This is a genomic window from Chamaesiphon sp. VAR_69_metabat_338, assembly GCF_031423935.1.
Taxonomy (GTDB): domain Bacteria; phylum Cyanobacteriota; class Cyanobacteriia; order Cyanobacteriales; family Chamaesiphonaceae; genus Chamaesiphon.
Genome location: NZ_JANPGM010000244.1, coordinates 1 through 11,970, shown reverse-complemented (window position 1 = coordinate 11,970; position 11,970 = coordinate 1). Strand labels below are relative to the sequence as shown.

Here is an 11,970-nt window from a genome sequence, read left to right as displayed (position 1 = left end):
GATAGCCAAGGTACTATGTTGGATTCCTCCAATGATGGATTCCTCGATCTGTCATACAGTCAATTTCTCAACTTCAATCAGATTGCAGTTTCTTAATAAATGAGTGATTCGATCGATCTCCTAATGATTGAAAATTAGGCGATCGATTGGCAATATTTTGAGTTAGATATCTAAGCAGATATATGTGAATAAGAAAGCACGGCTCAGTGCAAATACGCAAATCTTGCTTGCACATCAAACTTCATTCAGTTGTTGCACCGAAGGCTATGTATCGATCGAGGCATTACAATCGGGCTGCAAACTATAATGATTTAGGGTGGGTGGATGAGTTTAATCTTACAAGAGTTCGGAATTGCAATTGCAATGCAACAACCCAACCCCAACCTCGTCACCATCGAATTTCTCAAACTTAGTGGCGTTATCCCTACCGATTGGCAGTTAGCCAAACAGCCAGTCAATAACGATCGAGTCTCCCAATTGCTGTTTACCAATGGTGTTAGTATCATCGCCGAACCCAATCGGATTATGTTTGGTGAAACTATTGGCGAACGAGAGATTGCGTCCTCGACAGTTGCTGCTGTCGCCCAGAAATATCTAGAGATCTTCAAGCTAGCTAAGTACTTAGCAATTAGCATTAATATTCGTAGCTATAGTCCTCAGGTAAATTCAGTTGCTGCTACTGAATATATCAATCATCAATTACTAGCTGCTGGTAGCTGGCAAAATTATGGTGTCGCACCAGTGCAAGCCTCGCTTAATCTAGTTTATACATTGCCAGATCGACAGTTAAGTCTAGAAGTTGCCGCTGCTGGAATGCAAGTTGCCGATCGAGAAATGGTACCAGTAGTTTTATTTAGTGGTAACTTTAATTATCACTTAGGTACTCCCGAAACAGGTGCCGATATAGCCGTAGCCAGTCGAGTTATCGATAATTGGCAAACCGATCTAGCCACTTATTCCGAACTGATTTCAGACCGATTTCTCAGTCCTAATCAGTCTACAATCTCAGTCCCAACATCGATCGATATCGATCGGTTAGCACAATTTGAAATCCCTTACGCACCAGATCTCGATTCAGTAGGTTCCTTGTCGTAATTAATATCGATCGATACGGGATTTATCCTACAAACTAAATTTCATATATTTCCAGCGGTAAATTATCTGGATCTTTGAAGAAGGTAAATTTCTTACCTGTGAGCGAGTCAATTCTGACTGGCTCAACTTCAATACCACAGGAAATCAAGTATTCAACACTTTCCTCAATATTATCGACTTCAAAAGCCAGATGTCGCAGTCCACAAGCTTCTGGCTGACTCGGTCTTGGTGGTGGTGAGGGAAATGAAAATAATTCGATCGTATCTCGATCGGACACCTGCAAGTCTAGCTTGTATGAATCTCTTTCGGCTCTATAAGTCTCACTAATTATAGAAAACTTGAGAATATCGACATAAAATCTTTTCGACTTGATATAGTCAGAGCAAATAATCGCAACATGATGAATTTTATTGACTTTCAAGTTAATTCCTCTTGGCTGAATATGTATAGACTTTAGTGCCACTTCTCGATCGATTAAACTGTAAGTATCCCCAAGCCTAAAACTTATCCCTAATGATATGACGCAAGCTAACGAACCAAATGACTCTCAAAGAGAGATAAACCGCCGCTTTCGGGATTTGAGCTGGCGGGTAGAACGCTTGGAGACAAGCCAAATGCCAGCTCGGAGCCTAAATGAATCTTTCGATCGGGTATACGACGAGATCGACGCACTCGAAGGTATCGTCAACCAGAGATTCGATCGGCTTGAGAGTGAAATCAGATCTGACTCTGTGGCAATGAATACCAGGCTAGATCGGTTAGAAGCTGATTTAACAGGGAAAATCGATTTGATTCTGTCATACATTACCAGATTAAATGACGAGAACCCAGGTAGATAAGCATATTGACTCGATCGAACCCAATGAAAAAGAGGGATAAGTTTTAAACTTATCCCTCTTTCTGTGCATAATCGATCGACTAATTATTCAGTTTTCATGTCGCGGAGACCACTGATGTCGATTTCGATCGAAGGCCCCATGGTGGCCGAGACATACATACTCCGCCAGAAGCGTCCCTTGGCTCCAGAAGGACGGTTGCGATCGATACTCTCTTGGAATGCCTTGAGGTTGGTTAAGAGGTCTTCAGGGGCGAATGCGGCCTTACCGAAGAGAATATGCACGATCCCGGACTTGTCGGCACGATATTCTAGTTTACCTGCTTTGAATTCCGCGATCGCCGCACCGAGGTCGGTAGCTACCGTACCAGCTTTGGGCGAAGGCATCAAACCGCGCGGGCCGAGGACGCGACCCAGACGGGCGATTTGGGGCATCATATCGGGAGTGGCGATCAACAGATCGAAATCCATCATCCCGCCTTGAATTTCGGCGATTAATTCTTCCGAACCAGCGAGATCGGCACCAGCGGCGGTAGCTTCAGCTACTTTTTCACCACGGGCGATGACTGCAACGCGGATGGTTTGGCCGGTACCTTTGGGTAAAGCTACGGTCGTCCGTAATTGTTGATCGCTATACTTAGGATCGATACCGAGACGAACGTGAACTTCGGCAGATTCAGCAAATTTAGCGGTTGCTGTCTCATTGATCAACTTCATCGCTTCGAGGGGTTCGTAGGCACGAGTCTCGATCTTTTTGGCTAATTCTTGATAACGACGCGAATACTTTTTGGTCATGATTGCTCCTGGGGTAAATAACGAGGTTCGACCTCTCCCCCAAATATGGTGGATAAAATACTAGTCAACGATCGCGACACCCATGTTGCGGGCAGTCCCAGCCACAATTTTCATCGCTGCGTCGATGTCATTGGCATTGAGATCGGGCAATTTGGTTTGCGCGATTTCTTGCAGTTGAGCGGAAGTGATTTGACCGACTTTTTTCTTATTGGGTTCGTTGGAACCAGTTTCGATTTTAGCGGCTTTTTTGATCAGTACCGAAGCCGGCGGGGTCTTCAGGACGAAGGTAAAACTGCGATCTTCAAAGATCGAAATTTCCACGGGGATGACCGTACCAGTTTGCTCGGCAGTTTTGGCATTGTATTCTTTACAAAATGCCATGATATTCACACCGTGTTGACCCAATGCGGGGCCGACTGGCGGTGCGGGGTTAGCTTTACCAGCGTTGAGGGCTAGCTTGACGATCGCGACTACTTTCTTTGCCATTAGATGTGTATGATTAGCCCTGTCTTTGGACTTGGTTAAATTCGAGTTCTACGGGGGTATCTCTCCCGAAGATAGAGAGCAAGGCTTTTAGTTTACTCCGTTCGGGGCTTACTTCAACGACCTCGCCTGCAAAGTCCTTAAAGGGACCCGACATCACCATTATTTTATCGCCTTCGGTCAGATCTGTCTTCACGACTGGCTCTTGTTCGAGAGCTTGTTTGAAGATTCGATCTGCTTCACCCCGCGATAGCGGCAAAGGTTTGACGTGTCCGCGTCCGCGTCCGTAGCCGCGTTTTTGCTCGGAGCCGACGAAGTTGATGACGTTGGGGGTATTTTTGACTACCTGCCAAGCATCATCATCCATCGACATACTCACAAGCACATAGCCAGGGAAAACTTTTTCCTCAGCGGGGGTCTTAGTACCATCTTTTTTGAGTCGGATGGTGGGAGTTTGGGGGATCTCGATTTGGTAAATCCGCTCGCTCATCCCAAACGAATGAATCCGTTGGGTTAAGTCAATTTTGACGCGATTTTCACAGCCGGATGCCACTTGGACGGCATACCAGCGAGCTGGTTCTTTGACCTTACTTCCAGCATCCCGTTCCTGAAAGTCGTCATCTAATTCGTCTGAGGTAGAAGTCATACAAACACCTTAGCAGCAACCCAACTAAACAAGTTATTGACCAGATAAATCGTGGTCGCAGACAAGGACACCATCGCAATGACGGCTAGGGATTCACTGATCAGTTGTTGACGGCTGGGCCAAATAACTTTGGTGAGTTCGGCTTGACTATCGCGGACGAGTTGAACCGGATTAAAACCAGATTGTGGTTCGGCGATGACTGGCTCAGTTGGGGGCGATTCGGTTTTTTTAACCATAGTCTCTAGCTCCTCTTGATAATTGGAGGATATGAGGTTAACAGATCACTAGTTTACCTGAAATTTTTACCGCTTGCTCGGCTAAATTAGGTCTCGATCGACCCTCGCCAGTCGCCAGAAAATAGTGGAATGTCGATCGACTCTAGGGCGATTTTGCCAGTTTGCGTGCGATCTCGATCGCAATTACCGAGAACATTAAGACCAGTCAAATTGGAAACAAGTGTTGCCGTACAGCTAGTGTAGTGCCTGTCTGTACGTAAATCCACGCACTTAAAAAAAAGCTCCCAACAGTATTTCCGTGGATCGACGCTGTTGGGAACTGGGTCGAGTAGAGAACAATGTACGCATGGAGAAAACAAGTTCGCGGCATCCAAACCCCAACTTACTTTGTTTCTCTCACGGCTCCAGCTTCTTCTGTCTGACCCACCTGTTGTGATTATGCCCATTTCGATCGTCTAGATCGCAAATACCATAGATTACACAGCATCTATCTTTATCAAAGGTTGCTAAAACGATGGCTACTCCAGCTTCTGCTCATTCTGAATCGATCTCTTTGTTGATTAAATACTATGAACAACCCAGCATCAGAGTTCGCAATCAATTAGTCTTATTGAATGCTGGTTTAGTCAGACAAATCGCCCACCGGATCGGTCGTCAATGTGCAGAACCCTATCAAGATTTAGAACAAATTGGTTACTTAGGTTTGATTCGCGCCATCGAACGCTTCAATCCCCACCAAGGCTGCGCTTTTAGCTCTTTCGCCGTTCCCTACATTCGAGGCGAAGTCTTACACTTCCTCCGCGACAAGAGCAGCGTCCTCAAAATTCCCCGCCGCTGGCAAGAACTCCAAAAAGAAGGTGAGAAAGTCCGCCAACAACTCACTGCTAAGTTAGGTCGCAAAGTTCGAGATGAAGAAATCGCCGCAGTCTTGAATGTATCCGTGAATGAATGGCGCGAAACTCAAGCCGCAGAGCACAATCGTCAAGCTCTCAGTCTCGATGCTACTGTCGGTCAAATGCTCGATTGCCCCGTTACCCTTGGCGATAGCTTGCCCGATACCCGCGAACAACAACGTCAATATCTCGAAGAGGAACGCCAACAACTCGAAGGTGCGATTTCCGAACTCGAATCCAAGACCAAGCAAGCGATCGAATATGTCTATATCAAAGGCTTGCCCCGCAAAGAAGCAGCCAAGCGCATTGGTGTTAGCCCCATGACTGTCACTCGCCACCTCCAACGCGGTGTCAAACAATTGTCCACGCTCTTACACCCAGAAGAGGCTGTAATGTCCTAGTTCGATCGATGAGCACCCCAAACACTCCACGGGGTCGCTCATCGATCCGGACGCGCTTACAATTCAGGAACCATTAACCGCAAGTGAGGATATCTCCTCACTTTTTTTAGTAAAAGCAGAGATCTGAGGGTGCCCCGGGTATCCTGGATCTACACTAAGTAATAGTCTATTTAAACTGATGCAAGCTGTGAGTATTTATTACCGAGGTTGGCAACTACCGATCGATCTTAGATGAATCCTCACCTTTAGGTAAAATCCAGAACCGATACACCAGATAGAGTCCGACCCCAAATACGGATAGCGTAATCAACGACGTAATCAGTTGAAAAACGGTCTTAATCAAGCTCAAGCTCAATAAGCCACCACCCACGACCGCCAATAGCTTGCCACTGGACGGAATGCGATCGAACCAAGTGACAAACTGCTGATAACCTTGTCGCAGCGCATTGATGCCAAAATCGGGAGCATCGACGTCGATCTGGTTGAGCGAATCAGATCCAGAATTTTTTGTCGCCCGATCGATCTCGATCTTCAAATCTCGCAAGCGGCTTTGCCAATCTTGGGGCTGTGGGGAAGTCATATTGAGTGAGTAGAGAGTAGGGGTAGATAGTAGTTGTGATGCCTTCAGACTTTTGCTAGCTTAACGAGAGACTGCGATTTTATCTTTTTAGCTCATCGCCGACGAGCGGTTCTGTACGTTTAGAAACCAAATTATCGAGCGGGAGGAGGATTGTCATCGTCGTTACCGCGATGTTTTAATCTTTCATCACTTCAACTGCGACGACATCGATCGTATCTGGTGGGGTATCGCGCAGGAGTTGACCGCGATCGATTTTAAGTACTTCGCCGCAGTTGCTACACTGGATTTCGCTCCCATTAATGCCTTGCAGTGGATAACTGCACACCGGACATTGTGCCTGAACGATACTGCGGCGCAACCACCAAAAGAAGCCCAGAAATCCGACTACCGGCGTCAAAATCAGCAATCCTATAACGATCAGTGCTGATTTGACAATCCACCCTAATCCTAGACTACCCAACAAGAGGCAAATTGCCACAATTGTCAGCCAGGATTGAAACTGAGGGATGTTTACTTGAAATACATTAGGACTGTTGTTATTCACTCAGGGTAGCTCCATAGAACTTGAAGCCGCATCGTTGTCGATCTTGCCATCTTCTATTATTTTATCAGGAATATCCCGTGACTGTTTGCGGTTGTCCGCACCATACACAAACCCATCCTATCCTGTTGCCAGGATAGGATGAGGAGGATACTCTCAAAATAGTAGATGCTAGATGCTGGCGAATTCAAATGTGAGAATATCTCGGTCTTAAGGTAGCTGCATTCTCTATAACTTTAGGCAATCTCGATCTCGAGATCGTCTCAACCGAGCGGGAGCTGTATGTGTGAGAAACACCTTTTTAGTGCGATGCCGCCCGACCCAACCTGCTACAAATTACTAGCGATCGCCTAAGCATTTCTAGTAACCAAGCCCCACAGGAAGATCGCGACCATCGATCCCAACACTGCAAATACCAGTGAAGGAATTAAGGCTCCAGTCACAGCTCCTGATGAAGCTAACGCAAACTTTCCGGTCGTAATCAAAGTGTATAAACTCCCGCCGATAAATGCACCGATGATACCGAGAACCATCGTGGCAATCATGCCGCCGCCCTGAGTCCCTGGATAAATCAGTTTAGCTAGCGCACCAGCAACTAGACCGAGTACTGCCCAACCAATAATACTTCCCATAGTCTTAATTTCTCCATCTCTAAGGTGTAGTTTGAAGCTTTAATTTTACCGATTTTAAGTAAAAATTATCGCTGTTTTGAAGGCCGGTTTCTCTTATTTTAACCGATCGACTTCGGGGAACTACGGCGGTTAACAAATTCTTAACTTTTAGTGCCAAATCCGCCCTTTTTGGGAAGCGATTTAGACTTAACCTTATCTTTGCTGACATCGCGGACGGCGGCTTGCAACAGCTCGTGCAGGTGGATCGGCACGCTGGCGAGATCGGGCAGATCCGGCTCTAAATATTTATTAAATTTAATTAATATCGCATCGAGGTCGGTTGACAGATTAAAGTTAGGCAGCTCGAAAATCGACCCGATCGCTGTCTGTAATTGCTGAGGAAACTGCGCCGCCAATCGTCTCCAAACAAAGGCGTTCATCACCGGATCGGCAATACATTTGCGGATAAAATTGAGATCGTTACTAGTATATTCAATAGCTACAGGTGTTAGCAGCGTTACGAGCTGGGGATAATCGGCTAAAAACATCTGCCCCCAGTAAGGATGGCTCAGGGCAGTGACGGCAGTTGCCTTTTTCAGGTGTGCGGGCAGTTCGACTGGGGGCGTCACCATCTGTTCGAGGGACTGTTTTTGACCGGAGGCATTGGAGTCGGTACGCTCCTGTGTGGCATCTAGTACGGACAAATCTTCGGCTGCCATGCCAGCTTCAGTGGCTAAATCGGCCAGGGATTTCGATCGATCGACGCCAGCACTGTCTAGTTGTTTGGCTACCAGCCAAGTCTGAAATTCCCCAATCCGCGTTTGGAGCTGGGTACCCGAGAGGGTGACTTCATCGCTGCCAAAAAATTCCACAAACCGATCGTGATACACTGCCACAGACTCCCAGGCAGCGACTAAGGACGCCGGGGCATCGCTATAGAGGTAATGCGGGTAGTTCTGGCGGAACGCATTGACAGCGACGGCTAATTTGGGTCGTCCCAATCGCCCTAACGCCACCCACGGAGCTAAGATCGCCCAATCGATATCGCGAATCGGACTGAGTTGGGCGATAATAATTTCCCCAACTTTGAGTCTATCCATCGCCGCCTGGGAGGACTCGTCGGTAAACTGAATCCGGTAATGCTTGGCGGTCAGCCAGTTCATCACTTCTAACCCATTCGGGAAGATCTGGACGATCTCCGCTAGGGCGACGAAACTCCGCCGCCAACTACTAATCAGTTGCCGATCGACTAAAGTCAGATCTGGCTGAGTGGCTAAAAATATCTCCAGGGGCGTTTTCCCATCGACTTCTCCTTCGATCGCAAAGCGATGAATGAAGAGTTTGCGTTGGCTGGAATCGAGTTGTGGGCTGCGCAGCAATTGTCTGGCACTAAAGCTGTCTAAGCTAGTTGCCATGCTGCTTTGTGATGAATGAATCGAGTCGATAATTGCCGACCACAAGACGCCAGCACGAGCAAACAAAGGATCGAACATAATTTTAGCGATCGAGTTGAGATTTTCAATGAGTAGCCAGCTTGCCGCGATCTGCTGGGAAATTACTCTCAGTCAGAGCCTATCGATGGGGTGTTACCGCTAAGGGGCACCCCTACAAATAAATATTGTAAGAATGCCCCTTATGATGTTGCCCAGCCTGCGGTACCAAACGGCTGTAGTCGTAGTATTCGATTGTACGGTTCAGCCTCATCTAGTTCCCAGATGACTGAAAACAGTGGGCGATGAGGTTATTCTTCCGGTGTGACCGGACGGATTTGTTCTAGCTCATGACATTCATCAGAGACGAGCGGCTCGGCATTGCCACGATAGACAGAGGCTAGTTTTTGACTGATCGAAGCAATACTTTCTAGACGAACCATTTCTTCCCAAGCGGAGACTTCATCTTCTTCATCCGTCTCATAGCGAATTGTAACTAGATCGCCTTCAATGTCGGTAATGCGGGCACGTTCGATCCACCGTTGCTGATCCCGTAGGAAAATACACACTTCCCGACCATCTTCACACATTTGATAGATCTTGCGATGTAACATGTTAGAACTCTCCTAAACAAAAAAATCTGGCGGTGGAAGTGGAAATCTAGCAACCCTAAACGATAGCGATCCTAGATTAGCTTTCCCAAAACTAACTACAAACGATCGGTTTAGTTGAGGAACTTAGTGTGACCATCCAAACAAAAGAAGCTGTGCCAATAGGGATAACCTTCGATAAGGCGATAGGTATCCGATCCAAAAGTCGAATCTGTCATTGCTACTGATGATAGGTCGCCTGACTACAGGGGCTGTGAATTACAAAGCTCGCTATTTTGGGAACAACGATCGTGTAGCCTATATAACTATAATACCCGTTTGCTTGTCTCTTTGCTAACCAAGTTCGGGGGTGGTAAACCCGTTTTGCTAGGCCGGTTGGCTGATACCGTTGGCGGAGCCTCTGGGCATGAGCATCGAGCGGATCGAGCGATCCTGCTGCTCTGGGCATTCATTCATTGTTAATTTCGTTCCTCTTATCATTCCTAAATATATGTTTACGATCGTCAAACAACCTCAAACCGAGCCTGTATATATTTTAACCGATACCGATAGCCAGAGCGCGCTGACGATTTATCCCGATCGCGGTGGGATTGCGACTAGCTGGAAGGTGAGCGATCGCGAGTTAATGTACTTAGATGCCGATCGGTTTAACGACCCCAGTCTGAGCGTGCGCGGGGGCTTCCCGATTCTGTTTCCGATTTGCGGTAATTTGCCCGATAATGCCTACACGATTCCCCAGGGGGGAGGCTCCGCCAACGACGGCAAGCAGTACGCGCTCAAGCAACATGGTTTCGCGCGGGACATGCCGTGGCAAGTTACCCACCAATCCACTACCACAGAGGCGAGTTTGACGGTGACATTGGAGAGCACCGAGGCAACCCGCCAAGTCTATCCATTTGATTTTAGTGTCAGCTTTACCTATCGCCTGCGTGGTGGCCAATTGGTCATCGAGCAAAATTACACGAATAAATCGGCGACCCCAATGCCGTTTAGTTCGGGCCTGCATCCTTACTTCCTGGCTTTGGACAAAGAGCAACTGACATTTCAGATTGCCGCCGACAGCTATCAAGAAAAACAAACTGGCGAAATTCATCCCTTCGCTGGTAAATTTGATTTTAGTCAAGCGGAAATCGATGCCGCCTTTACCAATGTCAGTAGCAAAATTGCCACTGCTACCGATGCCCAGCAACAACTAACGATCTCGATGACCACTAGCCCTCAGTATCGAACTGTGGTGTTTTGGACTGTCCGAGGCAAAGATTTTTACTGTCTCGAACCGTGGACTGCGCCCCGCAACAGCCTCAATACAGGTGTCGATCTGTTGCATGTGGCTCCAGGAGAAACATTGAGCACCCAGATCGCCTTTGCTGCCAAATTTGCCTAAATTCCTAGTTGCTTAAATCCCAGCAGCTATGCTATCCTGTTAAAGGTCTAATAGATTTAGAACCAGCGGGACGCTAGCTCAGTGGTAGAGCATTCGGCTTTTAACCGATTGGCCCCGAGTTCGACCCTCGGGCGTCCCATCATTTTTAATTAGTTCTACTATTCCAAGAACGGCAATTGCCGTTCTTTTTTTTCGCTCCAGATCCGATCTTCCACACCGAAGTTGGTAGCGATCGACAGCGACGAGATATTTGCGAACTACCAGTTCGATCGAGTAGCTGCAATGCGGCTTGATGGCTTAATTAGCCGCCAAAACCAACTCACAAACAAGGGCAGCAAATCGAGTACCCTTAATTTTTTCTCATCACAAATTTCCTTCTATAGAGAAATGCAAATATAATTAAACAGAAAGCAGAATTTATTAGCACATCGATCGTATAGGGGTATTACAAATAGATGCGTGTAGCCATTGCAGGAGCAGGTTTAGCCGGACTAGCTTGTGCTAAATATTTATCAGATGCCGGACATACTCCAATTTTGTTTGAAAGTCGGGATGTATTAGGCGGTTTAGTTGCGGCTTGGCAAGATGAGGATGGTGACTGGTATGAAACCGGACTCCATGCCTTCTTTGGAGCTTATCCAAATATGCTCCAATTAATGGGTGAGCTAGGAATCGAAGACCATCTGCAATGGAAAGAACATGCGCTGATCTTCAATCAACCAGAGAAACCAGGTAAGTACTCATATTTCAGCGTGCCCGATCTACCAGCACCGTTTAACGTGATTATTTCGATCCTCAGAAATAATGACATGCTCACCTGGGAGCAAAAAATTAAGTTCGCGCTCGGCTTGTGGCCAGCCGTCTTACGCGGACGGAAATATGTCGAAGACATGGATAAGTATAGTTTGTTGGAGTGGCTGCGGCTGCAAGGTATCGACGATCGCGTCAATTCGGATATCTTCATCGCTGCATCCAAAGCCCTAACTTTTATCAATCCTGAAGATGTCTCGGCCACGATTCCGTTGACTGCGATTAACAAGTTCCTCAAAGAACGCTACGGCTCCAAAATCGCCTTTCTAGATGGTTCGCCGACCGAACGGTTGTGTCAGCCTATCGTCGAGCATTTTCAAGCCCGTGGCGGCGAAATTCGGATGGAGCGACCGCTCAAACAAATCGTGCTGAATGAGGATGGCACCGTCCAGCATTTTGTGATGCGAGGGCTAAATGGCGCGGCGGATGAAATCGTGGTGGCCGATGCCTATGTATCGGCGATGCCGGTCGATGTCATTAAAACTTTGATGCCGGAACCCTGGCGGGAAATCGAGTTTTTTGAGAAGATGCAGGAATTAGAAGGCGTGCCGGTAATTAACTTGCATCTGTGGTTCGATCGCAAGTTAACCGATATCGATCATTTGTTATTCTCACGATC

Annotated in this window: 16 protein-coding genes and 1 tRNA gene; 6 read left to right on the top strand and 11 right to left on the bottom strand. The window is 47.2% G+C overall.

The window, feature by feature from the left end; genetic code table 11:
• Window positions 1–363 precede the first annotated feature (363 nt).
• A complete protein-coding gene (locus RMO84_RS07255) occupies window positions 364–1,095 on the top strand; it encodes a hypothetical protein (RefSeq protein WP_310487798.1) in 732 nt (243 codons plus the stop codon).
• A 34-nt stretch (window positions 1,096–1,129) separates the two neighbouring features.
• Here RMO84_RS07255 and RMO84_RS07250 read toward each other — a convergent pair whose 3' ends face one another.
• A complete protein-coding gene (locus RMO84_RS07250) occupies window positions 1,130–1,516 on the bottom strand; it encodes a VOC family protein (RefSeq protein ID WP_310487797.1) in 387 nt (128 codons plus the stop codon).
• 97 nt (window positions 1,517–1,613) lie between these two features.
• Between RMO84_RS07250 and RMO84_RS07245 the strand changes: the two genes are divergently transcribed.
• Window positions 1,614–1,934, top strand: coding sequence for a hypothetical protein (locus tag RMO84_RS07245; protein WP_310487796.1), 321 nt, complete (start codon window positions 1,614–1,616; stop codon window positions 1,932–1,934).
• Window positions 1,935–2,017: 83 nt separating this feature from the next.
• Here RMO84_RS07245 and rplA read toward each other — a convergent pair whose 3' ends face one another.
• From rplA to RMO84_RS07220, 5 genes are all read right to left on the bottom strand, one after another.
• Window positions 2,018–2,725 (bottom strand): 50S ribosomal protein L1, encoded by a 708-nt coding sequence (gene rplA, locus RMO84_RS07240; RefSeq protein WP_310487795.1) that lies wholly within the window; start codon window positions 2,723–2,725, stop codon window positions 2,018–2,020.
• A gap of 60 nt (window positions 2,726–2,785) precedes the next feature.
• Complete coding sequence (gene rplK / locus RMO84_RS07235; protein WP_310487794.1) at window positions 2,786–3,211, bottom strand: 50S ribosomal protein L11; 426 nt, start codon at window positions 3,209–3,211, stop codon at window positions 2,786–2,788.
• 13 nt (window positions 3,212–3,224) lie between these two features.
• Complete coding sequence (gene nusG / locus RMO84_RS07230) at window positions 3,225–3,854, bottom strand: transcription termination/antitermination protein NusG (RefSeq protein ID WP_310487793.1); 630 nt, start codon at window positions 3,852–3,854, stop codon at window positions 3,225–3,227.
• The gene (gene secE / locus RMO84_RS07225; protein ID WP_310487792.1) at window positions 3,851–4,090 is read right to left on the bottom strand and encodes a preprotein translocase subunit SecE; all 240 of its coding nucleotides are present in this window, start codon (window positions 4,088–4,090) and stop codon (window positions 3,851–3,853) included. The genes nusG and secE overlap by 4 nt, the downstream gene beginning before the upstream one ends.
• A gap of 86 nt (window positions 4,091–4,176) precedes the next feature.
• Window positions 4,177–4,356 carry a hypothetical protein gene (locus RMO84_RS07220; RefSeq protein ID WP_310487791.1) on the bottom strand — a complete coding sequence of 60 codons (180 nt, stop codon included), beginning with the start codon at window positions 4,354–4,356 and terminating at the stop codon, window positions 4,177–4,179.
• Between the two features lie 248 nt (window positions 4,357–4,604).
• Here RMO84_RS07220 and RMO84_RS07215 point away from each other — a divergent pair, with 248 nt between their 5' ends.
• Window positions 4,605–5,384, top strand: a complete 780-nt coding sequence (locus RMO84_RS07215; RefSeq protein WP_310487790.1) for a sigma-70 family RNA polymerase sigma factor — start codon at window positions 4,605–4,607, stop codon at window positions 5,382–5,384.
• Window positions 5,385–5,598: 214 nt separating this feature from the next.
• Here RMO84_RS07215 and RMO84_RS07210 read toward each other — a convergent pair whose 3' ends face one another.
• The 5 genes from RMO84_RS07210 to RMO84_RS07190 all read right to left on the bottom strand — a co-directional run bounded on the left by RMO84_RS07210 (window position 5,599) and on the right by RMO84_RS07190 (window position 9,160).
• Window positions 5,599–5,964, bottom strand: a complete 366-nt coding sequence (locus tag RMO84_RS07210) for a hypothetical protein (protein WP_310487789.1) — start codon at window positions 5,962–5,964, stop codon at window positions 5,599–5,601.
• 175 nt (window positions 5,965–6,139) lie between these two features.
• Complete coding sequence (locus RMO84_RS07205; RefSeq protein ID WP_310487788.1) at window positions 6,140–6,508, bottom strand: hypothetical protein; 369 nt, start codon at window positions 6,506–6,508, stop codon at window positions 6,140–6,142.
• A gap of 347 nt (window positions 6,509–6,855) precedes the next feature.
• On the bottom strand, window positions 6,856–7,137 hold the full coding sequence (locus RMO84_RS07200; protein ID WP_310487787.1) for a GlsB/YeaQ/YmgE family stress response membrane protein: 282 nt from the start codon (window positions 7,135–7,137) through the stop codon (window positions 6,856–6,858).
• A gap of 140 nt (window positions 7,138–7,277) precedes the next feature.
• Window positions 7,278–8,609 carry a hypothetical protein gene (locus RMO84_RS07195; protein ID WP_310487786.1) on the bottom strand — a complete coding sequence of 444 codons (1,332 nt, stop codon included), beginning with the start codon at window positions 8,607–8,609 and terminating at the stop codon, window positions 7,278–7,280.
• 248 nt (window positions 8,610–8,857) lie between these two features.
• Window positions 8,858–9,160, bottom strand: a complete 303-nt coding sequence (locus RMO84_RS07190; RefSeq protein ID WP_310487785.1) for a DUF6679 family protein — start codon at window positions 9,158–9,160, stop codon at window positions 8,858–8,860.
• Between the two features lie 385 nt (window positions 9,161–9,545).
• On the opposite strand from RMO84_RS07190, the gene RMO84_RS07185 reads away from it, so the two are divergent.
• The 3 genes from RMO84_RS07185 to pds form a co-directional block, all read left to right on the top strand.
• The gene (locus RMO84_RS07185; protein WP_310487784.1) at window positions 9,546–10,541 is read left to right on the top strand and encodes an aldose epimerase; all 996 of its coding nucleotides are present in this window, start codon (window positions 9,546–9,548) and stop codon (window positions 10,539–10,541) included.
• Window positions 10,542–10,608: 67 nt separating this feature from the next.
• A tRNA-Lys gene (locus RMO84_RS07180) sits at window positions 10,609–10,680 on the top strand.
• Between the two features lie 316 nt (window positions 10,681–10,996).
• Window positions 10,997–11,970: 15-cis-phytoene desaturase (gene pds, locus RMO84_RS07175; RefSeq protein ID WP_310487783.1), on the top strand; the 974-nt coding region annotated here is incomplete at its 3' end.